23 protein-coding genes are annotated in these 23,649 nt (G+C 71.3%); 11 read left to right on the forward strand and 12 right to left on the reverse strand.

Annotated features, from left to right (window positions below):
* Positions 1-261: 261 nt before the first annotated feature.
* Complete coding sequence (locus ACWGKJ_RS08900; RefSeq protein ID WP_385030357.1) at positions 262-1,368, forward strand: threonine aldolase family protein; 1,107 nt, start codon at positions 262-264, stop codon at positions 1,366-1,368.
* A 77-nt stretch (positions 1,369-1,445) separates the two neighbouring features.
* Here the strand turns inward: ACWGKJ_RS08900 and ACWGKJ_RS08905 are convergent, their stop codons facing one another.
* Positions 1,446-1,685, reverse strand: a complete 240-nt coding sequence (locus tag ACWGKJ_RS08905; RefSeq protein WP_385030329.1) for a hypothetical protein — start codon at positions 1,683-1,685, stop codon at positions 1,446-1,448.
* A gap of 105 nt (positions 1,686-1,790) precedes the next feature.
* Between ACWGKJ_RS08905 and ACWGKJ_RS08910 the strand changes: the two genes are divergently transcribed.
* Positions 1,791-2,903, forward strand: a complete 1,113-nt coding sequence (locus ACWGKJ_RS08910; RefSeq protein WP_385030354.1) for a DUF5937 family protein — start codon at positions 1,791-1,793, stop codon at positions 2,901-2,903.
* A gap of 192 nt (positions 2,904-3,095) precedes the next feature.
* On the opposite strand, the gene ACWGKJ_RS08915 is transcribed toward ACWGKJ_RS08910, so the two are convergent.
* Complete coding sequence (locus ACWGKJ_RS08915; protein WP_385030326.1) at positions 3,096-3,773, reverse strand: response regulator transcription factor; 678 nt, start codon at positions 3,771-3,773, stop codon at positions 3,096-3,098.
* A gap of 78 nt (positions 3,774-3,851) precedes the next feature.
* Positions 3,852-5,051 carry a sensor histidine kinase gene (locus tag ACWGKJ_RS08920; protein ID WP_385030323.1) on the reverse strand — a complete coding sequence of 400 codons (1,200 nt, stop codon included), beginning with the start codon at positions 5,049-5,051 and terminating at the stop codon, positions 3,852-3,854.
* Positions 5,052-5,147: 96 nt separating this feature from the next.
* Between ACWGKJ_RS08920 and ACWGKJ_RS08925 the strand changes: the two genes are divergently transcribed.
* Both ACWGKJ_RS08925 and ACWGKJ_RS08930 read left to right on the forward strand, forming a co-directional pair.
* A complete protein-coding gene (locus ACWGKJ_RS08925) occupies positions 5,148-6,272 on the forward strand; it encodes an SAM-dependent methyltransferase (protein WP_385030320.1) in 1,125 nt (374 codons plus the stop codon).
* On the forward strand, positions 6,269-7,411 hold the full coding sequence (locus ACWGKJ_RS08930; RefSeq protein WP_385030317.1) for an NADH-quinone oxidoreductase subunit D: 1,143 nt from the start codon (positions 6,269-6,271) through the stop codon (positions 7,409-7,411). The genes ACWGKJ_RS08925 and ACWGKJ_RS08930 overlap by 4 nt, the downstream gene beginning before the upstream one ends.
* 122 nt (positions 7,412-7,533) lie before the next feature.
* On the opposite strand, the gene ACWGKJ_RS08935 is transcribed toward ACWGKJ_RS08930, so the two are convergent.
* The 4 genes from ACWGKJ_RS08935 to ACWGKJ_RS08950 form a co-directional block, all read right to left on the reverse strand.
* Complete coding sequence (locus ACWGKJ_RS08935; protein WP_385030314.1) at positions 7,534-8,628, reverse strand: hypothetical protein; 1,095 nt, start codon at positions 8,626-8,628, stop codon at positions 7,534-7,536.
* A 141-nt stretch (positions 8,629-8,769) separates the two neighbouring features.
* Positions 8,770-9,750 carry an ABC transporter substrate-binding protein gene (locus ACWGKJ_RS08940; RefSeq protein WP_385030311.1) on the reverse strand — a complete coding sequence of 327 codons (981 nt, stop codon included), beginning with the start codon at positions 9,748-9,750 and terminating at the stop codon, positions 8,770-8,772.
* 75 nt (positions 9,751-9,825) lie between these two features.
* A complete protein-coding gene (locus ACWGKJ_RS08945; RefSeq protein ID WP_385030308.1) occupies positions 9,826-10,497 on the reverse strand; it encodes an ABC transporter permease in 672 nt (223 codons plus the stop codon).
* Between the two features lie 2 nt (positions 10,498-10,499).
* The gene (locus tag ACWGKJ_RS08950) at positions 10,500-11,237 is read right to left on the reverse strand and encodes an ABC transporter permease (RefSeq protein ID WP_385030305.1); all 738 of its coding nucleotides are present in this window, start codon (positions 11,235-11,237) and stop codon (positions 10,500-10,502) included.
* A gap of 188 nt (positions 11,238-11,425) precedes the next feature.
* On the opposite strand from ACWGKJ_RS08950, the gene ACWGKJ_RS08955 reads away from it, so the two are divergent.
* Positions 11,426-12,571: an ABC transporter ATP-binding protein gene (locus ACWGKJ_RS08955; RefSeq protein WP_385030302.1), complete on the forward strand. Its 1,146-nt coding sequence runs from the start codon at positions 11,426-11,428 to the stop codon at positions 12,569-12,571.
* On the opposite strand, the gene ACWGKJ_RS08960 is transcribed toward ACWGKJ_RS08955, so the two are convergent.
* Entirely contained in the window at positions 12,558-13,670 is a 1,113-nt protein-coding gene (locus ACWGKJ_RS08960; RefSeq protein ID WP_385030299.1) for an alpha/beta hydrolase, read from the reverse strand. The two genes, ACWGKJ_RS08955 and ACWGKJ_RS08960, sit on opposite strands and share 14 nt — an antisense overlap.
* Positions 13,671-13,864: 194 nt before the next feature.
* Between ACWGKJ_RS08960 and ACWGKJ_RS08965 the strand changes: the two genes are divergently transcribed.
* The 6 genes from ACWGKJ_RS08965 (at position 13,865) to ACWGKJ_RS08990 (ending at position 18,818) form a co-directional block, all read left to right on the forward strand.
* Positions 13,865-15,664 (forward strand): phosphatidylglycerol lysyltransferase domain-containing protein, encoded by a 1,800-nt coding sequence (locus tag ACWGKJ_RS08965; protein WP_385030296.1) that lies wholly within the window; start codon positions 13,865-13,867, stop codon positions 15,662-15,664.
* Between the two features lie 120 nt (positions 15,665-15,784).
* Positions 15,785-16,645 (forward strand): dihydropteroate synthase, encoded by an 861-nt coding sequence (gene folP / locus ACWGKJ_RS08970; RefSeq protein WP_385030293.1) that lies wholly within the window; start codon positions 15,785-15,787, stop codon positions 16,643-16,645.
* Positions 16,642-17,112 carry a nuclear transport factor 2 family protein gene (locus ACWGKJ_RS08975; RefSeq protein WP_385030290.1) on the forward strand — a complete coding sequence of 157 codons (471 nt, stop codon included), beginning with the start codon at positions 16,642-16,644 and terminating at the stop codon, positions 17,110-17,112. The genes folP and ACWGKJ_RS08975 overlap by 4 nt, the downstream gene beginning before the upstream one ends.
* Positions 17,113-17,302: 190 nt before the next feature.
* A complete protein-coding gene (folB, locus tag ACWGKJ_RS08980; RefSeq protein WP_385030287.1) occupies positions 17,303-17,662 on the forward strand; it encodes a dihydroneopterin aldolase in 360 nt (119 codons plus the stop codon).
* Positions 17,659-18,270, forward strand: coding sequence for a 2-amino-4-hydroxy-6-hydroxymethyldihydropteridine diphosphokinase (gene folK / locus ACWGKJ_RS08985; RefSeq protein WP_385030284.1), 612 nt, complete (start codon positions 17,659-17,661; stop codon positions 18,268-18,270). The genes folB and folK overlap by 4 nt, the downstream gene beginning before the upstream one ends.
* A 65-nt stretch (positions 18,271-18,335) precedes the next feature.
* Entirely contained in the window at positions 18,336-18,818 is a 483-nt protein-coding gene (locus tag ACWGKJ_RS08990; RefSeq protein ID WP_385030281.1) for a DUF3180 domain-containing protein, read from the forward strand.
* 133 nt (positions 18,819-18,951) lie between these two features.
* Here the strand turns inward: ACWGKJ_RS08990 and folE are convergent, their stop codons facing one another.
* From folE to tilS, 4 genes are all read right to left on the reverse strand, one after another.
* The gene (gene folE, locus ACWGKJ_RS08995) at positions 18,952-19,557 is read right to left on the reverse strand and encodes a GTP cyclohydrolase I FolE (protein ID WP_385030278.1); all 606 of its coding nucleotides are present in this window, start codon (positions 19,555-19,557) and stop codon (positions 18,952-18,954) included.
* A gap of 111 nt (positions 19,558-19,668) precedes the next feature.
* Positions 19,669-21,708, reverse strand: coding sequence for an ATP-dependent zinc metalloprotease FtsH (gene ftsH / locus ACWGKJ_RS09000; RefSeq protein WP_385020594.1), 2,040 nt, complete (start codon positions 21,706-21,708; stop codon positions 19,669-19,671).
* A gap of 217 nt (positions 21,709-21,925) precedes the next feature.
* Positions 21,926-22,465 (reverse strand): hypoxanthine phosphoribosyltransferase, encoded by a 540-nt coding sequence (gene hpt / locus ACWGKJ_RS09005; protein ID WP_385020817.1) that lies wholly within the window; start codon positions 22,463-22,465, stop codon positions 21,926-21,928.
* Positions 22,466-22,529: 64 nt separating this feature from the next.
* Positions 22,530-23,612, reverse strand: coding sequence for a tRNA lysidine(34) synthetase TilS (gene tilS / locus ACWGKJ_RS09010; protein WP_385020596.1), 1,083 nt, complete (start codon positions 23,610-23,612; stop codon positions 22,530-22,532).
* Between the last annotated feature and the right edge of the window lie 37 nt (positions 23,613-23,649).

Raw genomic sequence — 23,649 nt, forward strand, 5'->3', positions numbered from 1 at the left:
ATTGGGCGGAACTCGTTGGACTGTGCACGGGCCCCGGGCGAGGATCGGCGCATGACTGACGAGGCGGACACCACCGGGGCCGACGGCACCGGGCAGGGCAGCGGGACCGGGAACACGCACGGGAACGGGAACGGAACAGAGCGGGACGGAAGGGCCGGGCAGTCCGGAGCGGAGGGGCAGTCCGGACCTGAGGGACAAGCGGCGCAGAACGGGCAGCCCGGACCGGAGGCGCAGGACGGGCAGGACGACGGCGCGCGCCGGATGGCCGCGCTGCGCGGTGCGAAGCGGGTGCTGTCGCGTCCCTCGACCGTCGCCACGCTGGGCGAGCGGCTGACGGCGCTGGCCGCGGACGCGGGCACGGTGTACGGGCTGGACGAGCCGGTGGACATCTACGGCGGCGGGGTCGTCGCCGAGCTGGAGCAGCGGGTGGCCGCGCTGCTCGGGTTCCCGGCCGCCGCCTTCTTCCCCACCGGCACGATGGCGCAGCAGGTCGCGCTGCGGTGCTGGGCCGGGCGTACCGGCGATCCGGTGGTGGCGCTGCATCCGATGGCCCACCCCGAGCTGCATGAACGGGGCGCTTTCGGGGCGGTGAGCGGGCTGCGTACGGTCCATCCGACGTCGGCGCCCCGGCTGCCCACCGCGGCCGAGGTGCGCGACTTCGACGAGCCCTTCGGCACGCTGATGCTGGAACTGCCGCTGCGTGACGCCGGTTTCGTGCTCCCGACGTGGGACGAGCTGGTCGCGGTCGTCGGGGCCGCCAGGGACCGGGACGCGGTGGTGCACTTCGACGGCGCACGGCTCTGGGAGTGCGGCCCGCACTTCGGCCGCACCCTGGAGGAAATCGCCGGGCTCGCGGACAGTGTGTACGTCTCCTTCTACAAGTCCCTGGACGGCCTGTCCGGCGCCGTGCTCGCGGGCCCCGCGTCACTGGTCGACGAGGCCAGGACCTGGCGCCACCGGTACGGGGGCCAGCTCTTCCAGCAGTACCCGGCCGCGCTGTCGGCGCTGCTGGGCCTGGAGCGGGAGCTGCCCCGGCTGGCCTCGTACGTCGAACACGCGAAGGTCGTCGCGGCGGGGCTGGCCGACGGGTTCCGGGCGGCGGACGTGGACTGGTTCCGGGTCAACCCCGAGGTGCCGCACACCCATCAGTTCCAGGTGTGGCTGCCGTACGCGGCGGATGTCCTCTCGGAGGCGGCGGTCCGGCAGGCGGAGGAGACGGGGGTGGCGCTGTTCCACCGGTTCCATCCCGCGCCGGGCGGGGTGCCGGGGGTGTCGCTGACCGAGGTGACGGTGGCGGCGCCGGGGCTGTCATGGAGTGCGGCGGATGTGGCGGATGCGGTCGGGGAGTTCGTACGACGGCTGGAGTGACGGGCCTGGCCGGGCGGCGCTTCGGGGCGCGGGTGCCCCGGGTGCTCTGGGTGGCCCGGGGTGCCCCGGGACCGCCCTTAGTGACGGGCCGAGGGACTGAGGAGTCGGCGCAGCCACCCGTACCGTCTGCCTCCCGGGTCCGGGCGCCCGGTACGCGAGGTGCCGCGTCCGGTGGGCGGGCGGCCGCATCCGGTACGCAGCTGGTCCCGGATGCCGCCGATGGCCTCCCAGTCGTGCCGGCCGGGCAGGGGCGGCGGCATCTCGCCCCGCTGGGCCGAGCGGTAGGCGTCGAGCATGTGCTGCTGGTGTGCGTTCATGGCCCCACCCTGAGCACCGTCCGGGGTCGCGGGCCCGCCATTTGACGAGGGCCGTCAATCGGCGGCCGGACTGTCGGTGGTGGCGGGCACCATGGGTCCATGAGCGTGGACATCGACATCACGGGTCTGCCGCCCGGGGGGATCACTTTCGAGCCGTCTCCCCTGGCGGAGCTGGGCAATGCGCTGCATGTGCTCTCGGAGCCCGGACACCATCCGGGGCTGCACGGCTGGGCCACGGCGACGGCGGCCGGGCTGGAGGCCGACCTCGCCGGCCGGCTGCACGAGGCGGACTTCCTGTGGCGCAGCACGTTCTCGGACATCTTCATGCCGTTCGCGGGCGCCAGGGGCGGCGGTGGGAGGCCGGGGGCGGCCCTCGCCGAGGATCTGGACCTCCTCGACCTGCTGCCCGACGACGAGTTCGTGACGGTCGCGCTCGAATTCACCTGCTCCGTCACGTACGACACCGGCGGCCCCTCACCGCTCACGGACCCGGGCGTCCGCAGCCGCGCGCTGGATCTCGCGGCGGCCCGCGGTCCCCGGCAGTTCGACTTCACCGGACATCTGCTGAACGACCCGGCCACCGTGCGGGCCTGGATCCGGCGGCTCTTCGAGGACTGCGAGCAGGCGTTCTTCGGCGACACCTGGCGGCGGATACGGATCCAGCTGGCCGCCGACGCCCGGCACAAGACGGAGATCCTGCGGCACAAGGGCCTGGCGGACGCGCTGGCCGCGGTCTCCGCCGCCCTGTCGGTGGACGGTACGGGGACACGGATCAGCGCCGACAAGCTCTCGGAGGGCCGCTCGGCCGCGGTGGGCGCGCCCGCGGGGGACGGGCTCACCTTTGTGCCGACCAGCTTCGGCTGGCCCCATCTGCTGGTGCTGCACCGCCCGGACTGGCGCCCGGTCGTCCAGTACCCGGTCGCCGCTCCCGAACTGCCGTCCCCCGCATCGGTCGAGCTGCTGAAGCGGCGCCTCGACGCGCTGGCCCACCCGATGCGGATACGGATGTGCCGGGGGCTGGCCCGCTCCCCGCACACCACGGGCGAACTGGCCGACTCGCACGGCATCTCCGCGCCGGAGGCCTCCCGCCATCTGACGGTGCTCAAGCGGGCCGGTCTGATCACCACGAAGCGGCGCGGGCGTTACGTACTGCATCAGCTCGACCTCACCGTGGTGGCCCGACTGGACAGCGACTTCCTGGAGGGGGTGCTGCGCTGACCCGGGCGGGCCGGGCCGAACCGGTCCCGGCTGAGCTGCCACGAGCCTGAGCCGGACCGAGTCGACCGGGCTGAGCTGATCCGGGCCGAGCTGCCACCGGCCTGAGCCGGCCCTGAGTTGCCACGGGCCGAACTGGTCCGGCCTGAGTTCCCCCCGGGCCGGCCTGACCCGGCCCGAATCGGCCCCGGCCGCTCAGCGCGCCCCGGAGCCCCCGGCCCGTACCAGGCCCGTCTCGTACGCCATGACGACCACCTGCACCCGGTCCCGCAGCTCCAGCTTGGTGAGGATGCGGCCCACATGCGTCTTCACGGTGGCCTCGGACAGCACCAGCCGCGCCGCGATCTCACCGTTCGACAGGCCCTGCGCGACCAGCAGCATCACCTCGCGCTCACGGTCCGTGAGCCGCTCGACCTCCTTGTGCTGCGGGTCCGCGACCGCGCTCGGCAGCATCGGCGAGAAGCGGTCGAGCAGCCGCCGCGTGGTCGACGGCGCGACCACCGCGTCGCCGCTGTGCACCGAGCGGATCGCCCCGAGCAGTTCGGCCGGCGGCACGTCCTTGAGCATGAATCCGCTGGCGCCCGCCTTCAGCCCGGAGAAGGCGTACTCGTCCAGGTCGAAGGTGGTCAGGATCAGCACCTTCGGCGCGTCCGGGCGCGCACAGATCTGCCGGGTCGCCTCGACCCCGTCCAGTCTCGGCATACGGACATCCATCAGCACCACGTCGACCGCCGTCGACCGGAGGGTGTCGATGGCCTCGGCCCCGTCGCCCGCCTCCGCGACGACCTCCATGTCCGGCTGGGCGGCGAGCACCATCCGGAAGCCGGTGCGCAGCAGCACCTGGTCGTCGACGAGCATCACGCGGATCGCCATCTCGTAGGAACTCCTTCTCATGGGGCGGGCAACAGCCAGTGGGCGAGTCATGGAGCGGGTCATGGGGCGGTTCAAAAACTAGCGGGCGGGCTTGAGCGGCAGCAGTGCACTGATCCGGAAGCCGCCGCCCGGCCGCGGGCCCGCGTCCAGCGTGCCCCCGACCATGCCGACACGCTCCCGCATACCGATCAGGCCGTGCCCCTGACCGTCCGCCCCGCCGTCCTGGTACAGCTCGTGCGCCGCGCCCCGGCCGTCGTCCTCGACCAGCAGGCCGAGCCCGTCGTCGAAGTAGACGAGCCGCACGCTGGCGCCCACGTCGGGACCGCCGTGCTTGCGGGTGTTGGTGAGCGCCTCCTGCACGATGCGGTACGCGGTCAGCTCCACGCCACTGGGCAGCGGCCTCGGCGTCCCCTCGACACGGAAGTCCACGGTCAGACCGGCGACCCTGACCTGCTCGACCAGGTCCTCGATCTGCTGCACATCGGGCTGCGGGACGTACTCGCCGCTCTCCGGCGCGTCACCGGTCCTGAGCACTCCCAGCAGCCGGCGCATCTCGGCGAGCGCCTGGCGGCCGGTGGACGAGATGGTCTCCAGCGCCTGTCTGGCCTGGTCGGGCGAGGCGTCCAGCACATAGGCGGCGCCGTCGGCCTGGACCACCATCACCGAGACGTTGTGCGCCACGACATCGTGCAGCTCCCGGGCGATCCGGGCCCGCTCACCGGCGACCGCCACCTTCGACTGCGCCTCACGCTCCCGCTCCAGCCGGGAGGCCCGCTCCTCCAGCTGGGCGAAGTAGGCCCGGCGGGTCCGCGCGGAGTCGCCGAGCACCCAGGCCAGGACGAACGGGACCGTCGCCACCATCGTGAAGACCGTCTGCTGCACCCAGGTGGGAGTCGGCCCCTCGTGCCAGCGCAGTTGCGCGAGCGTCCCCGCGCACAGTCCGCCGATCAGAGCGAACCGGGAGGCCCAGCGCTTCCCGTCGGCCGCGACGGTGTAGATCAGCACCAGCATGGCGAAGTCGGCGGGCCCCGCCGAGATGTCGAAGACCAGCTGCGCCACCCCCAGCACCGTCACGAGCAGCAGCATCGCCTCGGGCACCCGGCGGCGCAGCGCCACGGCCGTGCAGAGGCCCAGGAAGACGGGGACGGCCTTGACGTCGTATCCGGGCCCCGTGCGGGACGCCTCCCACTGCATCGCGGAGAACCCGAGCAGGACGACGGCCCAGAAGCCGTCGACCAGAGTCGGGTGTCTGCGGATGAAGGCGTAGAGACGCTGCACGTAACCCAGCGTAAAGATGCCGAACAGGTGTAAGGGTCAACCGGAGGACCGATCCGGTCGCCCGGGGAGTACTCCCCAAGGTGGAGACTTGACGCCGTGACTGATGAGTGGCGCGGGTGGCGTGCGGCGACGGAGGCCGCGCTGTACGGGGCGGACGGTTTCTATCTGCGGCCGGAGGGCCCGGCGGCGCACTTCCGTACCTCGGTGCACGCCTCGCCGCTGTTCGCGTCGGCCGTCGCCCGGCTGCTCATGGGTCTCGACATCGCGGAGCCGGCCCTGATCGACATGGGGGCGGGCCGGGGTGAGCTGGTGACCGGGGTCCTGGCCGCGCTGCCCGCCGGGTTCCCGGTACGGGCGTACGCCGTGGAGCGCGCTCCACGGCCGGCGGGGCTCGACGAGCGCGTCGTCTGGTGCGCCGAGCCGCCGGCCGGGGAGCGCGGGCTCCTCTTCGCGAACGAGTGGCTGGACAACGTGCCGGTCGATGTCGCCGAGGCCGACCCCGCGGGGACGCCGCGCTATGTGCAGGTCAGGACGGAGGACGGCGCCGAGCGGCTGGGTGCCCCGGTGACCGGCGCGGACGCCGCGTGGCTCGACCGCTGGTGGCCCCTGGAGGAGCCGGGCACCCGCGCCGAGATCGGCCGCCCGCGCGACGAGGCGTGGGCGGCGGCGGCCGGAACGCTGGAGGCGGGTCTCGCGGTGGCCGTCGACTACGCCCACTTCCGCGGCGCCCGTCCGCCCTTCGGCACCCTCACCGGCTTCCGGGAGGGCCGCGAGGTACGGCCGGTACCGGACGGGAGCTGCGACCTCACCGCCCATGTGGCGCTGGACGCCTGCGTACCGGCAGAGGCCGCCGTATCGCGGGGTGCCTTCGTGCCGCCGGGCGCCACCGTGCGGCCGGATGCCTCGGTACCGCCGGACGCCTCCGTACCGCCTGACGCCTCCGTCCCCGTACCGCCGCACACCCGGCCGCACACCCGGAAGCCGGTCCCGCGCCCCCCGCAGACGACCCTGTGCTCCCAGCGGGAGGCGCTCACCGCCCTGGGGATCAGCGCCGGGCGCCCGCCCCTGGCGCTGGCCTCGACGGACCCCGCGGCCTACGTCAGGGCCCTGGCGGCGGCGGGTGAGGCCGCCGAGCTGGTGGCGCGGGGCGGGCTGGGGGACTTCGGGTGGCTGATGCAGCCGGTGGGCGCGTACGGGCGGGAGGGATACTGGCCCGTATGACGGAGACGACGGTCGGCATCGGCGGCGCCGCGGAGACCACCGACATGGTGCTCAACATCGGCCCCCAGCACCCTTCCACCCACGGAGTGCTCCGCCTCCGGCTCATCCTGGACGGCGAACGCATCCAGCAGGCCGAGCCGGTCATCGGCTATATGCACCGGGGCGCGGAGAAGCTTTTCGAGGCCCGCGACTACCGCCAGATCATCATGCTCGCCAACCGCCACGACTGGCTCTCCGCCTTCTCCAACGAGCTGGGTGTCGTGATGGCCGTCGAGCGGATGCTCGGGATGGAGGTCCCCGAGCGCGCGGTCTGGACCCGTACGCTCCTCGCCGAGCTGAACCGGGTGCTCAACCATCTGATGTTCCTCGGCTCATACCCCCTCGAACTGGGCGGTATCACCCCGGTGTTCCACGCCTTCCGGGAACGCGAGGTGATCCAGACGGTGATGGAGGAGGTCTCCGGCGGCCGGATGCACTACATGTTCAACCGGGTCGGCGGCCTCAAGGAGGACCTTCCCGCGGGCTGGCTCGGCCGGGCGCGGGAGGCCGTCGCCGACGTCCGGTCGCGGATGGACGTGTACGACGACCTCGTACTCGGCAACGAGATCTTCCGGGGCCGCACCCGGGGCGTGGGGGTGCTCTCCGCCGCCGCCGTGCACGCGTACGGGGTGAGCGGTCCGATCGCCCGCGGCTCGGGCGTCGACTTCGACCTGCGCCGCGACGAGCCGTATCTCGCGTACGGCGAACTCCAGGACACCCTGAAGGTCGTCACCCGCGAGGACGGCGACTGCCTGGCCCGCTTCGAGGTGCTGCTGGGCCAGACACACAACGCCCTCGACCTGGCCGACGCCTGTCTCGACCGGCTGGCCGCGCTGGCGCCCGGGCCGGTCAACCAGCGGCTGCCGAAGGTGCTGAAGGCCCCGGAGGGCGAGACGTACGCCTGGACGGAGAACCCGCTCGGCATCAACGGCTACTACCTGGTGTCCAAGGGCGAGAAGACCCCGTACCGCCTCAAGCTCCGCTCGGCCTCGTTCAACAACATCCAGGCGCTGACCGAGCTGCTGCCCGGCACCCTGGTCGCGGACATGGTGGCGATCCTGGGCTCGCTCTTCTTCGTGGTCGGGGACATCGACAAGTAGGCGGGCGGTACGCGGCCCGTACGGACGCGGAGCGGCCCGGATCCCCATCGGGGTTCCGGGCCACGGGCGTTCCGCCGACCGGCGCAACAGGACGGCGCCACAGGACGGCACTACGGACGGCGCTACGAGATCGCGGTACGCAGTACGCCCACGTCGATCTGCTCCGTCTCGTCGTGCTCGGTCAGGTCGATGACCTGGCCGACCCCACGCTCGGCGTCCTTCCCGGCGGTCCCGTCCACGCCGTCGTCCACACCGTCGTCGGGCCCGTCGTCCACGCCGTCGCCGGTGCCCCCGCCGGTCGCGGAGGCCGCCGTCTCGGCGTGGTGCGCCGCGATGGCCTCCGCGCCCACCACGTCCGCCAGGTCCTCGTTCTGCACGGACGCCAGCTGCGCGGGCTCCAGCACCGGAGCGGCCTTCTCAGCTGGGCGCCGCGTGCTCTGGGCGCTCTGCATGCCGAAGAAGTCGAAGCCGCCCACGGGCCGGGGCGCGCGGCCCTGCTGCGGGGTGTACGGAGCGACGGCGGTCGCCGGAACGCGACGCGGAGCCGGGAGAGCCGACTGCGGGCGCGCGTGCTCAGCGGCGGCCGCCTCCGGCTTCCCCGCCGGCTTCGCCGCCTCCCGCTGTTCGGTCTGCCGCCGCTGCTCGCGCTGGGCCGCCGCGTTACGGCTGAGCGAACCGAGGGCCTGGGCGGCCTTCGCGTACGCGTCGGGAGTCGGCGTGGAGCGCGCGGCCGGCAGCGCGGCGCGCGGAGCCGCCGGGGCAGCGGCCTCGATCGCCAGCAGCCTGCGGCCCTCCAGCGCACCGGCCCGCTCGGTCTCGGCGGTCGCGTACCGGCGCAGCAGCGCGGCGTGCTCCCCGCGCAGCCCGGCCAGTTCGGCCCGCTTGGCCCGCAGCTTCGTCTCCAGCCTGACGCGCAGTGCGCGCGACTCCTCCAGGTCGCCCTCCAGTTCGGCGGTGCGCTCCTCGGCCCGCCACTCCTCGGCGGCCCGCGACCGGGTCAGTTCGGCGACCCTGCGGCCCGCCACCCGGTCCCAGCTGCGCATGAGGACCGCACCGGTCACCGCGGCGACCGCCGCGGCAACGACCAGGCAGCGGAGCACCAGGGGATCCGCGAACAGCCAGGCACCGGCGGCGAGAAGGAGCGACACACCGGCTACGGCCGAGGGCTGGAGAAGCCGGTGCAAGGGTGGGGAATGGCGGTGGCGTCCACGTGGCATGGCTCGAAATTTACCGTGCGTGTGCGCTCAATGGATGACCGCACCGGGATTTGTTCCCCAGCGGTTACCTCGAAGGGATACCCAGAAGGGTTATCGGCAACGGTTCAGTCCGGTGCTTCCCGCCATTCCCCGGTGAACCGGCTAGTTGATCAAGCCCTTCGACTTCAGATAGTCCTTCGCGACGTCGTCGGGCTTCGCCCGCTCGGAGTCGACCTTGCGGTTCAGCTGGATCAGATCGGCGGTCGTGAGCGCCGATGTGAGCTTGGCGAGAGCGGCGGCGATCCCGGGGCTCCCCGCGTCCTTGGCATTCACGACCGGCAGCAGATTGTCCGCGTTCTGCAGCTTCTTGTCGTCCTGGAGCAGGACCAGTCCGTAGGTGTCCAGGGTCGCGTCGGTCGTGGTGGTGAGCACCAGCTGATCGGTGCCGTCCTTCACCGCCTGCTTGGCCTGCGGGGTACCGACGCCCTTGGGGTCGATGCCGGTGACGTCGATGCCGTACTTCGACTTCAGGCCCGGTGCGCAGAACGGCCGCACCGTGCATTCGTCACCCGCCGCGATCTTGACCTTCGCCTTCGACCTGCCCAGATCCGAAAGGGTCTTGAGCTTGTTCTTCGCGGCGAATTCCTTGGTCACCGCGAAGGCGTTCTGGTCGACCGCCCGGCCTGCCGGAAGGACCTTCAGCCCGCGCGGCCCGGCGAGCTTCCGCAGGGCGGCGACCGTCGCCGCGACATCACCGGAGGCGACGGGCTTCTTCTCGGCCTGCTTGGCGCCGTTCGTCTTGGCGTTGAGGAATTCCGCGAGGGTGGCCGCGTATTCCGGTACGACGTCGATCTGGCCCTTCTCCAGGGACGGTTCGTACAGTTCGCGGTTGTTCACCGAGGTGACCGAGGTCTTGTATCCGGCGTGGGCCAGCACCTGGCTGTACAGCGCGGCGAGCACCTTCGACTCGGTGAAGCCGGCCGCGCCCACGACGAGCGAGCCCTTCTTGCCCGAACCGGAAGCGGCGCTCGGACCACCGCCGTTCTTGTCCTTCTCCAGGCTGTCGCCGCCGCACGCCGCGAGGGAGCCCGTCAGAGCCACCATGCCGAGCACGGCGCCCGCTATGCGCGAGGTCTTGATCATGAGGTCCACTCCAAGTGACAGGTGATTGCGGAACGTTCGGGACGGGGAGCGCGGTGGCGGAGGCGGCGGACGCCCTCAGGCCGCGGCCCTGCGACGCGGGTCGAGCAGCCGGTCGGCGGCGACCAGCAGCCCCTCCACGACCAGGGCCAGCGCGGCGACGAGCAGCGCGCCCGCCACCACCTGCGCGGTGTCGTACGTGTTGAACCCGGCGGTGATGATCCGGCCGAGACCGCCCCCGCCGGTCATCGCGGCCAGCGTCGCCGTGGCGATCACCTGGACCGCTGCCGACCTCAGCCCGGTCATGATCAGCGGATAGGCCAGCGGAAGCTCGACCCGCAGGAAGAGCTGACGCCCCGACATCCCCATCCCCCGGGCCGCCTCCACCACCGACCGGTCCACCTCGCGCATCCCGGTGTAGGCGTTGGTCAGCAGCGGCGGCACCGCGAACAGCACCAGGGCGATCACGGTCGGCAGATCGCCGTACGAGCGCAGCGGGGTCAGCAGCAGCAGCGCCAGCACCGCGAACGTCGGTATCGCACGCCCGGCGTTGGACAGGTTCACGGCCAGGGCGCCGCCCCGGCCGATGTGGCCCAGGCGGAGCGCGACCGGCAGCGCGATGAGGCACGCCAGCGCGAACGCGATGCCGCTGACCGTCAGATGCTGGGCCAGCCGGTGCCCGGCACCGCTCTCCCCCGACCAGTGCGACCCCGTGGTCAGCCAGGTCCAGGCATCGGTCAACTCACCCATGATCAGACCACCTCAGCCGTCTCTGCCGTCTCGGCTGTCTCAGCCGTCCCGGCCGACCGGGCCGACCGCGGCGTCCGTATTCGGGTCCAGGGCGTGAGCAGCCGCTGGACGCGGAGCAGCAGCACATCGGCCAGGACGGCCAGCAGCACACAGAGCACGGACGCGGTCAGCACCTGCGCCTTGAAGAGGGTCGGCAGCGCGTCCGATATGAGATTGCCGAGCCCGCCCTTGCCGACGATCGAGCCGACCGTCGTCAGCGCCACCGTGGAGACCGTGGCGATCCGCACCCCGGCGAACAGCGCGGGCAGCGCCAGCGGCAGCTCGACCTCCCAGAGCAGTCTGGCCGGTCCGTACCCCATGCCCCGCGCCGCCTCTCTCGCGTCCTCGGGGACGGCGGCGAGACCGGCCAGGATGTTCCGTACGAGAATCGTCAGCGAATAGAGCACGAGACCGGTGACCACCAGGGCGGCCGACAGGCCGAACCACGGCAGCAGCAGCGAGAACATCGCCAGCGACGGCACCGTGTAGAGCACGGTCGTCAGCCCCAGCACCGGTCCCGCGAACACCCGCCCGCGGCGGGCGAGGAGCGCCAGCGGGAAGGCCACCACGAGCCCGATCGCCACGGACACCGCGGTGATCCAGATGTGCTGGACGATCGCGTCGGTCAGCTCCTGGCTGCGGGATGTGACGTACTCCCAGCAGAGCCAGTCGTTCCTCGCCATGCAGTTCTGCCCGCTCATCGCACCCCGCTTCCCGGCCCCCGCCGTGCTCCGGACCTGTCCGGATCCGTCGGCCCGGCCCCCGTCGGCCCGGCCCCCATCGGTTTCCTCAACTCAGTGGCGACCCTAACCCCGGCCACTGACAATGCCGGGATCCGTCGTACTGCAGCAACATGGCCTTCACAACCGGCCCGTCACAATGGGGAATCATGATCCGATTCGAAAACGTCACCAAGCGGTACGACGACGGCACGACCGCCGTCGACAACCTCTCCTTCGAGGTGGCCGAAGGTGAACTGGTCACGCTCGTCGGCCCGTCCGGCTGCGGCAAGACCACCACGATGAAGATGGTCAACCGGCTCATCGAGCCGACCGGCGGCCGGATATACGTCGGCGGGGACGACATATCCGCCACCGACCCCGTCGAGCTGCGCCGCCGGATCGGCTATGTGATCCAGCAGGTCGGCCTCTTCCCGCACAAGACGGTGCTGGACAACACCGCGACGGTCCCGCATCTGCTGGGCGTCAAGCGGGCCGCCGCACGCGCCAGGGCGGCGGAGCTGCTGGACCTGGTGGGGCTCGACCCGGCGGTCCACGGCAACCGCTACCCCGACCAGCTGTCCGGCGGCCAGCGCCAGCGGGTGGGCGTGGCAAGGGCGTTGGCGGCCGACCCGCCCGTCCTGCTGATGGACGAGCCGTTCGGCGCGGTCGACCCGGTCGTGCGCGAGCATCTGCAGAACGAGTTCCTCGCGCTCCAGAAGTCCGTACGCAAGACCGTCCTCTTCGTCACCCACGACATCGAGGAGGCGGTACGGCTCGGCGACCGGATCGCGGTGTACGGCCAGGGCACGATCGAGCAGTTCGACGCCCCGGCAGCGGTGCTCGGCGCGCCCGCGACGCCCTGGGTGGCGGACTTCGTCGGCGCGGACCGCGGCCTGAAGCGGCTCTCCGTCACCCCGATCGAGGCCGGTGACCTGGAGCAGCCCCCGGTCGTGCACCTCGACGACCCGCTGCCCGCCACGCTGCCGGGCTGGGCGGTCGTCCTGGACCGGGACGAGAATCTGCACGGCTGGATCTCGGCGGAGCACGCCGCCACGGCGAAGGGGACGGTGGGCGAGCACGCCCGCCGGATGGACGCCCGGCTGCCCGTCGGAGCCTCGCTCAGGCAGGCCCTCGCCACCATGCTGCAGCACGACGCGGGCTGGATCGCGGTGACCGGCGAGGCCGGGGCCGGCCGCTTCCTGGGGGTGCTGACCCCTGCCCGGCTGCATGAGGCGCTGCGCCGCTCCACCGCTGCCGACGCCCGGGAGATCCCGCGCGACGAGGTGGAGCTGGAGACCGTCAGCGGCCGGTGAGCCGCCCGCTCAGCCACTCCATGCCCGCGGGGATCTCGCGGCGCCAGGTGTTGAAGTTGTGCCCGCCGCTGGTGAGGGTGATCGACGACAGCCGGGTGGGCGGCTTCACCTTGGCCATGAAGCGCATCGTGCTGCGGTAGTTCCCCTCGCCCTTCTTGCTGGTGGTGACGAGGAGCGAGGTGGGCGGGGCGGGCCGGTGGTCCAGGCTCCACATCAGGTCCGCGCGCCGCCGCTCCGGGCCGTTGCCCTGGAAGAGGTCGCCGGTCGTCGGGTCCTCGGCCGCCCGGTAGTAGGCGGAGAGCCCCGCCCCTGCCCCGTACACGCCCGGGTGATGGACCGCCAGTTTCAGTGCGCAGTAGCCGCCGGTCGAGTCCCCTATCGAGCCCCAGTTGAGCGGTCCGGCGCCGACCCGGTACGCGGCCCGTACGGCCCCCGGGAGGTCCTTCGCGAAGAAGGTCTCGCTCTGCGGTCCGCCCTTTATGTCCACGCACTCGGTGTCCCTCGGCGGGGCCACCGTCGGCCGCAGCATCACCAGCACCATCGGCCGCATCTTCCCGGCCTTCAGCTGGTCGAGTTCGGTCCGCGGGTAGTGGAGGCCGTGGATCAGGTTCTCCGCGGTGCCCGGGTAGCCGGTGAGCACGACAGCCGCGGGGAACGTTCGCTTCATGTACGCCGGCTGGAAATACTGCGGGGGCAGATAGACGTAGGCGGAGCTGGCTATCTTCGACGCGCGGCCCTGGATCACGACCTTCTGTATCTGCCCGGCGACCTCCGGCTTGGTGCCGCCGGGGACATCAAGACCCGTCCTGGTCACCACCCGGACGTCATGGCTGCCCGCGTCGTGGTCGACGACCACGCCCGGGGTCTGCTCCTGCCCGAAGAGGTCGGCCCACGACCCGTAGAAGAGGAAGGAGTTGTTGGCCATCAGCCCGACTGTCGCGAAGACCGCCACCTGGGTCGCGAGGAAGAGTCCGATCCGGCCGGCCACCGCACGGCCGGACCGCCGTGCGAGCCGCGGCCAGAGCCATATCGTCGCGGCGAACAGGGCGATGGCCAGCAGTGCGGCGAGCGCCAGAACCTTGTGGCTGGTGAGACCCATGGGGAGCCGAACTTTCTGCGGAGTTTTTACGGAGAGTTTTTTTACGGAGCCGATGAACCCGCGCCCCGTAATTGCCGTCCTAGAGGACACAAAATGTCCGGGTGCTGCGCCGAATTCGGCGACCGGCGGACACTGAACCTCTTGTGGAGCCGTGGGAAGCGATGTCTGTGCCGGTAGATGGGGAAAAGTCGGTAATGGTTCCGAAGAGTGTCCGACGGATCTTCCGGGGCCCCCGCCCCGAGACCGTCCCCTCCCTGGTCGGGACGGCCTGTACGGTCGTCGGCCTGCTCGACATCGCCGGCGGGGCCTTCCCCCGGTTCCGGCACAGCCGGATGCATACGGTCGCCGAGGTGCTGCCCGGTGCGCTGGGGCCGTTCACCGCGGCGCTCGCGCTCTGCGCCGGGGTGCTCCTGCTGCTCCTCGCCCATGGCCTCAAACGCCGTAAACGCAGGGCCTGGCGGGCTGCGGTGGTGCTGCTTCCCATCGGCGCGGTGGCGCAGTTCGGCTACCGGCACTCGATCGTCGGGGCGGTGATCTCGCTGGTGCTGCTGACCCTGGTCGTACGCCACCGCACCGAGTTCGAGGCGCTGCCCGATCCGCGCAGCCGGTGGAAGGCGCTGGCCAACTTCGTGGTGCTCGGGGCGGGATCGCTGGGCCTCGGCCTGATCATCGTCAGCGTCCATCCGGGCCGGGTCGTCGGCAGCCCCAGCATCGCCGACCGCCTCCAGCACGTGCTGTTCGGGCTCTTCGGCTTCGAGGGCCCGGTCGAGTACCAGGGCAACACCTCCTGGACCGTCGCCTACTCGCTCGGCTCCCTGGGTCTGCTCACCGCCGTCACCACCATCTATCTGGCCTTCCGGCCCGAACACCCGGCGGCGCGCCTCACCGACGAGGACGAGAAGCAGCTGCGGGCCCTGCTGGAGAAGCACGGCGCCCGTGACTCACTCGGCCACTTCGCGCTCCGCCGCGACAAGGGCGTCGTCTTCTCGCCGAGCGGCAAGGCGGCCGTCTGCTACCGGGTGGTGTCCGGGGTGATGCTCGCCAGCGGTGACCCCATCGGTGACGTCGAGGCGTGGCCCGGCGCGATCGAGCGCTTCATGGACGAGGCCAAGCTGCACTCCTGGACCCCCGCGGTGATGGGGTGCAGCGAGACCGGCGGTGAGGTCTGGACCCGCGAGACCGGTCTCGACGCACTGGAACTCGGGGACGAGGCGGTGGTGGATGTCGTGGATTTCTCCCTCGCCGGACGAGCGATGCGCAACGTACGCCAGATGGTGAAGCGCATCGAGCGCGGTGGCTACGAGACGCGGGTCCGGCGCGTTCGTGACGTGAGCGACACCGAGCTGGAGCGCATCAGGGGGGCCGCCGCGGCCTGGCGCGGTACGGACACCGAGCGCGGCTTCTCGATGGCGCTCGGCCGGATCGGCGACCCGGGCGACGGCGACTGCGTCATCGCCACCGCCCACAAGGCGGACGGGCCCGACTCCCCTTTCGGTGACCTGAAGGCGATCATCCACTTCGTGCCGTGGGGCAAGGACGGCATGTCCCTCGAACTGATGCGCCGCGACCGCGCGGCCGACCCCGGCATGAACGAGCTGCTGATCGTGGCGGCCCTGCAGGCCGCCCCCGGCCTCGGCGTCGAGCGGGTCTCCCTCAACTTCGCGATGTTCCGCTCGGCGCTGGCCCGCGGCGAGAAGATCGGCGCGGGCCCGGTCCTGCGGGGCTGGCGCGGGCTGCTGGTCTTCCTGTCCCGCTGGTTCCAGATCGAGTCGCTGTACAAGTTCAACGCGAAGTTCCAGCCCCGCTGGGAGCCGCGCTTCGTGGTCTTCCGCAACACCGGCGACCTGCCGCGCATCGGCTTCGCCGCGATGCAGGCGGAGGGCTTCGTCAATCTGAGCCTGCCCTGGCCGTTCTCCCGCCGGGAGCGGGTGGCCGAGCGGCCCTGTACCCACCTCAAGGGCGCGGCAGGCGAGAGCGGGGCACGGGCGGCGTGACCCGCCCGGCCCGGCGGCCCGCGCCGGAGAACATCCAGTACGCGGGCGTGCGTGCACCGGGTCGGACGGCGTGCGCTGACTGATCCACCGGGGATACGGGACAGCCCTTAGGCTGGGGGCATGAGTACGTTGCACGGGCGGGGCCGGGTGGCAGGGCTGCCGGAGTGGGACCGCTGTGCGGTCATGGGCGTCGTCAATGTGACGCCCGACTCCTTCTCCGACGGCGGCCGCTGGTTCGACACCGGCGCCGCCGTCAAGCACGGCCTGGACCTGGTGGCGCAGGGCGCCGACCTGGTCGACGTGGGCGGTGAGTCGACCCGCCCGGGTGCCAGCCGGGTCGACGCCGACGAGGAGCTGCGCCGGGTCGTGCCGGTCGTACGGGGGCTGGCCTCCGAAGGCGTCACCGTCTCCGTCGACACCATGCGCGCCACCGTCGCCGAGCAGTCGGTCTCGGCCGGTGCCGTCCTGGTCAACGACGTCAGCGGCGGGCTCGCCGACCCCGCCATGGTCCCGGTGGTCGCCGCCGCGGGAGCCCCGTTCGTGGTGATGCACTGGCGCGGGTTCAGCGAGTCGATGGCCGCACGCGCGCACTACACGGACGTGGTCGCCGAAGTCCTCGCCGAGCTGCGCGCCCGGGTGGAGGCGGCGGTCGCCGGAGGCATCGCACCCGAGCGGATCGTCGTGGACCCGGGCCTGGGCTTCGCCAAGGACGCCGAGCACGACCTGGCGCTCGTGGCCCACCTGGCGGATCTGCGCGCGCTCGGTCACCCGCTGCTGGTCGCCGCATCCCGCAAACGTTTCCTCGGCCGGGTGCTGGCCCATGAGGGCGCCGCCCCGCCGCCCGCCCGCGAGCGGGACGCCGCCACCGCCGCGGTCTCCGCGCTCGCCGCCCACGCGGGCGCCTGGGCCGTCCGGGTCCATGAGGTACGGGCCACGGCCGACGCGGTCCGCGTCGCACGCGCCGTCGAGGGCGCCGCATGACCGCGGCCACCGACGTGGAAGAGGTCGAGCTCGCCAACACGGCCTTCTACGAGACGATGGAGCGCGGCGATTTCGAGACGCTGTCCACTCTCTGGCTGGAGGACGAGATCTCCTGCGTCCACCCCGGCTGGCCGGTGCTCTCCGGGCGCGGTGACGTCCTCAGGTCGTACGCGCTGATCATGGCGAACACCGAGTACATCCAGTTCTTCCTGACGGATGTGGTGGTGAACATCGCCGACGACACCGCCCTGGTGACCTGCACCGAGAACATCCTGAGCGGCGGCCCCGCCGAGGAGGCGGGCGAGCTGGGCCCACTGGTCGGACAGCTCGTGGTCGCCACCAACACGTTCCGCAGGACGCCCGACGGCTGGAAGCTCTGGTCCCACCACGGCTCGCCCGTACTCGCCGAGACCGGCGAGGGCGAGGACGGCGAGGGCACGGCCGAGGGCGACGAAACACCCGCCTGAGTGGGCGTGCCCCTCCATAGGGTTCAGCCGCGCAGCCGCGGGTAGGGGCGAATATCACTCAGCCAGAACCACGACCGGCAGCCCCCGTGACGGGGTGCTGTCGGTGGCCGCAGGTAGATTCGAATATGTGGGCCACGCCGACCGCATTCGGCGCGGGCCCGCCTACCGACGAACAGCAGGAGTGATTCGCGTGGACCGTGTCGCGCTGCGCGGCCTCAAGGCCCGTGGGAACCATGGCGTCTTCCCGAGGGAACGCGCGGAGGGCCAGACCTTCATCGTGGATCTGGTGCTCGGCCTCGACACCCGCCCCGCGGCGGCCGACGACGACCTGGCGAAGACCGTGCACTACGGCGTGGTGGCGGAGGAGGTCGTCGATGTCGTCCGGGGCGAACCGGTCGATCTGATCGAGACCCTGGCGGAGCGGATCGCCCAGCAGTGCCTCAAGCACGAAGGCGTCGAGGAGGTCGAGGTGGTCGTGCACAAGCCGGATGCCCCGATCACCGTCCCCTTCGACGACGTGACCATCACCATCATCCGGAGCCGAGTATGACCGTGTATCCCAGCGAGCCGCAGAGCGACCCGACCGTTCAGCCGGTACCGGCCTCCGTGGTCGCCCAGGTCGACGCGGCCGATGTGACGCTGTCCAATCCCCAACGGGCCGTGATCTCCCTCGGCGCCAACCTCGGCAACCGCCTGGAGACCCTCCAGGGCGCGATCGACGCCCTGGAGGACACCCCTGGCCTGCGGGTCAAGGCCGTCTCCCCGGTGTACGAGACGGAGCCCTGGGGCGTCGACCCCGGCTCGCAGCCCTCGTACTTCAACGCGGTGGTCGTCGTGAAGACGACGCTGCCGCCCGACTCGCTGCTGGAGCGCGGCCAGGCCATCGAGGAGGCCTTCGACCGGGTGCGCGAGGAGCGCTGGGGCCCGCGCACCATCGACGTGGACATCCTGGCGTACGCGGATGTGGTCTCCGACGACCCGGTGCTCACGCTCCCCCACCCCCGCGCGCACCAGCGGGCGTTCGTCCTGGTGCCGTGGCACGACGTGGATCCGGCGGCCGAGGTGCCGGGCCGCGGCCCGGTCGCCGAGCTGCTCGCGGCGGTCGGCAGCGAAGGCGTACTGCCCCGCGCGGATCTGGAACTCTGCCTGCCCGAGTAGCCGTTAGCCTCTGTGGGACCGGGAAGAGCAGGGACCGCAAAGAGCAGAGTGAAGAGCAGGGTTACGTGAAGCAACTACGGTTCGGTGTACTGGCCGGCCTGTTCGTCGTCGCCGGAGTGCTCTCCTGGGCGGGCGCCCGGCTCTGGAACACGGTGGGCACCCTGCCGAGCGTGCCGCTCGCGGCGCCCATCGTGCTGGGCGCCATCGCCGTGGTGCTGCTCGCCACGGCGCTCTCGCTCCGCGCCCGGCTGCGGGCCCAGCGGGAGCGCCGTCCCGGCGCGAAGGGCGTGGACCCGATGATGGCGGCCCGCGCGGTGGTCTTCGCCCAGGCCAGTGCGCTGGTGGCGTCGCTGGTCTGCGGGATGTACGGCGGTACGGGCGTCTATCTGCTCAGCCACCTGGACGACCCGGCCCGCCGCGACCAGGCGATCTATGCGGGCTTCTCCGTGGTCGCGGGGGTCGGGGTGGTGGCCGCGGCGTTCTTCCTGGAGCGGGTCTGCAAGCTCCCGGACGACGAGGACCAGGACGGCCGGGGCGCGGCCGCCTGACCGCGTGCTGACGGCCGGGACCGGGCCGCACCGGCCGGGCCGAGGCGATGAGCCTGCCCCGAAAGCGCTGCCCTGACCGGGCCTGACCAGCGGCCGGCCAGGCCGGGCCAAACCGGCCGCCGGCCCGCCCGGGTCAGCGGGCCATGATCAGGCTCATCGCCTCGGCCCGGGTCGCCGGATCGCGCAGCTGGCCGCGGACCGCCGACGTGATCGTCTTCGCTCCCGGCTTCCGGACCCCGCGCATCGTCATGCACATGTGCTCGCACTCGATGACCACGATCACCCCGCGCGGCTCCAGTATCTTCATCAGCGACTCCGCCACCTGCGTGGTCAGCCGCTCCTGGACCTGGGGGCGCCGGGCGTAGACGTCGACGAGCCGGGCGAGCTTCGACAGACCGGTGATCTTCCCGTCGGACGACGGGATGTAGCCGACATGGGCGACCCCGGTGAACGGCACCAGGTGGTGCTCACAGTGGCTCTGCACCTCGATGTCCTTGACCAGGACCATCTCGTCGTGACCGAGGTCGAACGTCGTCGTCAGTACGTCCTCGGGCTTCTGCCGCAGCCCCGCGAAGATCTCCTTGTACGCGCGCGCCACCCGGGCCGGCGTCTCAAGCAGCCCTTCGCGGTCGGGGTCCTCCCCCACGGCGATGAGCAGCTCCCGTACGGCATTCTCGGCCCGCTTCTCGTCGAACTCGCGGATCTGGCTCGCGCCGTCCAGCGTTATCGGGTCGGTCATCTGTGCCTCGCTCCTGAAAGAAAATGCCGCGTCCCCCAGGCTAGAACCTGGGGGACGCGGCATGCATTCCGGGGCCGCCCGGCGCGGAAGCGCTCCGGGCGGCCCCGGGTGTCAGCTCTCCGGCCGGTCCTCGGGGACGGACTCGATGCCGCCCTCCGCGGGGGTCGTGCCGTTGGTACCCGCGGTGACCGCGTTGACAGCGCCGTTGGTGAGCGCCAGCTCCCTCGGGGAGAGCACCGGCGGGCGTGTCGAAGGCGTACGCCGGTTGGAGCCCGTCCACGCCGGGCGGGCCGGACGCTTCACGATCCCGGAGAAGACCTCGGCGATCTGCTCCTTGTTCAGCGTCTCCTTCTCAAGGAGCTGGAGGACCAGGTTGTCGAGAACGTCGCGGTTCTCGACGAGGATCTCCCAGGCCTCGTTGTGCGCGGTCTCGATGAGCTTCTTGACCTCTTCGTCGACCAGCGCCGCGACCTCTTCCGAGTAGTCGCGCTGATGACCCATCTCCCGGCCGACGAACGGCTCGGAGTTGTCGGCCCCGAACTTGATCGCGCCCAGACGCTCGGTCATGCCGTACTGCGTGACCATCGCGCGGGCGGTGGCCGTGGCCTTCTCGATGTCGTTCGCCGCGCCCGTGGTCGGGTCGTGGAAGACGAGCTCCTCGGCCGCGCGCCCGCCCAGCATGTACGCCAGCTGGTCGAGCATCTCGTTGCGCGTGGTCGAGTACTTGTCCTCGTCGGGCAGGACCATCGTGTAGCCGAGAGCACGGCCTCTGGAGAGGATCGTGATCTTGTGGACCGGGTCCGAGTTGGGGGAAGCCGCCGCGACCAGGGCGTGTCCGCCCTCGTGGTACGCGGTGATCTTCTTCTCCTTGTCGGACATGATCCGGGTCCGCTTCTGCGGGCCAGCCACGACACGGTCGATCGCCTCGTCCAGCGACTCGTTGTCCACGAGCTTCTGGTTGCCGCGCGCCGTGAGGAGCGCCGCTTCGTTCAGCACGTTGGCCAGGTCGGCGCCGGTGAAGCCGGGCGTACGACGGGCGACCGCGCCCAGATCGACGTCCGGGGCGACCGGCTTGCCCTTCTGGTGGACCTTGAGGATCTCCAGACGGCCCTGCATGTCCGGACGGTCGACCGCGATCTGCCGGTCGAAACGGCCGGGACGCAGCAGCGCCGGGTCCAGGATGTCCGGCCGGTTGGTGGCGGCGATCAGGATGACCCCGCCCTTCACGTCGAAGCCGTCCATCTCGACGAGCAGCTGGTTCAGCGTCTGCTCGCGTTCGTCATGGCCACCGCCGAGGCCCGCGCCGCGGTGCCGGCCGACGGCGTCGATCTCGTCGACGAAGACGATCGCCGGGGCGTTCGCCTTGGCCTGCTCGAAGAGGTCACGCACCCGGGAGGCACCGACACCGACGAACATCTCGACGAAGTCGGAACCGGAGATCGAGTAGAACGGCACCCCGGCCTCGCCCGCGACGGCGCGCGCGAGCAGCGTCTTGCCCGTTCCGGGCGGTCCGTACAGCAGGACGCCCTTCGGGATCTTGGCGCCGACGGCCTGGAACTTCGCCGGCTCCTGCAGGAACTCCTTGATCTCATGGAGCTCTTCGACAGCCTCGTCGGACCCCGCCACATCGGCGAAGGTCGTCTTGGGGGTGTCCTTGGTGATCAGCTTGGCCTTTGACTTGCCGAACTGCATGACCTTGGAGCCGCCGCCCTGCATCTGATTCATCAGAAACAGGAAGACCACGACGATGAGTACGAAGGGCAGCAGCGAGAGCAGGATCCCGACGAAGGGATTCTGCTTCGACGGGGAGACCGTGTAGCCCTTCCCGATGTCGCCGCTGTCGACCTTGCTCTGCAGCTTGGCGGCGAGGGCGGTGCCCTGCGCGTCGCCGATGTAGTTCGCCTGGAACTTGCCGCCCGACTCGCCGTCCAGCTTCTGGCCGTTCTTCAGCTCGATCTTGATGACGTTCTCGTCACCAGTCGTGACCTTGGCCTGCTCGACCTGGTTCTTGTCGATCGCCTGGACGACCTTGGAGGTGTCCACTGACTTGTAGCCGCCCGACGAGCCGACGACCTGCATCAACACGACCACGGCGAGGACGGCCAGCACGATCCACATGACCGGCCCACGGAAGTATCGCTTCACGTCCATCCATACGGGGCGGAACTACGCCCCGTCCCTCCTGCCCGTAGGTAAATGCTGCTGTGAGTAAAGAGTGTTCTTCGGACGGTACCTCAGCATGGCCGCCCGCGACCTCACGGGAGTGCCGACGAACCTTCCTTCCCCTGCTCCAACGGCGGGAAATAGGTGAGGGTTCCCGTTCGGCTCACGGCTGAATGCCGGGCGCCCGACAGGGCCGGACGGGGTGTCAGCCGCCGTACACGTGCGGAGCCAGTGTGCCGACAAAGGGGAGGTTGCGGTACTTCTCGGCGTAATCGAGTCCATAACCGACGACGAACTCATTCGGAATATCGAACCCGGCCCACTTCACATCGAGCGAGACCTTTGCCGCATCCGGCTTACGGAGCAGTGTGCAGACCTCCAGCGAGGCGGGCTCGCGGGATCCGAGGTTCGACAGCAGCCAGGAGAGAGTCAGACCCGAGTCGATGATGTCCTCGACGATCAGGACGTGCTTGCCCTTGATGTCGGTGTCCAGGTCCTTGAGGATCCGCACGACGCCCGACGACTGGGTGCCCGCCCCGTACGACGACACCGCCATCCAGTCCATCGTGACCGACGTGGACAGCGCACGGGCCAGGTCGGCCATCACCATCACAGCGCCCTTGAGAACACCGACGAGCAGCAGGTCCTTGCCCGCGTACTCCGCGTCGATCTTCGCGGCCAGCTCCACGAGCTTGGCGTCGATCTCTTCCTTGGTGATGAGCACCGACGCGAGGTCGGTGCCCATGTCTTTCTCGTTCACCCGGGCCACTTTCGGTTGCTTGTGCTTCGGCTTGCGGCGCAGCTCTGCGTCAGCCTTGCCGGATCACCAGTCTGCCACCCTGCCGCTGAGCCTCGACGCGGCCGGGGAGGTTGATGACTCCCTGCCCGCGCCAGCCGGTGATCAGCCGGTCCAGCTCCTCGATGTGGCGGGCGAAGAGGGACCCGGCGGGCGCACCGGCCGCGATGGCGGAGCGGCGCAGCACCCGGCTGCGTACGGCGGGCGGCAGGGCGTAGAGCTTGGCGCACTCCAGCTGCCCGGACTCGTCCCTGGCAGCTTCCTCGGCGTTGGCCGCCCAGGTGTCCAGGGCGTCGGCGTCGTCGCGGGAGAGCCGTGCGGTGCGGGCCAGGGCCTCGACGACCCCTTTGCCGAGGGACTTCTCCAGGGCGGGCAGCCCTTCGTGGCGCAGCCGGGAGCGGGTGTACGAGGGGTCCGTGTTGTGGGGGTCGTCCCAGACCGGGAGGTGCTGGACGAGACAGGCCTTGCGGGCGGTCTGGCGGTCGAGCTGGAGGAACGGCCTGCGGTACCGGTCGGCCGCCCCCGAGACGGCCGCCATCCCGGACAGGGAGCGGATGCCGGAGCCGCGGGCAAGGCCGAGCAGCACGGTCTCCGCCTGGTCGTCCCTGGTGTGGCCGAGGAGGACGGCGGCGGCGCCACGGCGCTCCGCCACCGCGTCCAGCGCGGCGTACCGGGCGTCCCTGGCCGCCGCCTCGGGGCCGCCGGTCCTGCCGACCGTCACGGCGACGGAGTCGACGGGGTCGAGCCCGAGGCTCTCCAGCCGTGCGACGACTTCAGCGGCGCGGGAGGCGGAGCCGTCCTGGAGGCCGTGGTCGATGGTGACGCCGCCTGCGCGGACGGGGAGTTTGCGGGCCTCGAAGGCCAGGGCCGATGCGAGCGCCATGGAGTCGGCGCCACCGGAGCACGCGACCAGCACCAGCGGCCGGTGCGGCTCGGACGGGGCGCCTCCGGGGCGGTCGCCCCGGTCAACTGGGGAACGCGGGGCGGCCGTGCGCCCGGCCGGGATTTCGCCGATGGCCGTCTGTTCGTTGAGTACGTCGTGGAGTACGCGGCGGACCGCCAGGCGTATCGCTGCGACCGCAGGATGGGGACCCATATCCGGTGCCCTTCGGTGGAGTTGGGGGGGTGCCTCG

Source organism: Streptomyces sp. NPDC054757 (assembly GCF_053612185.1).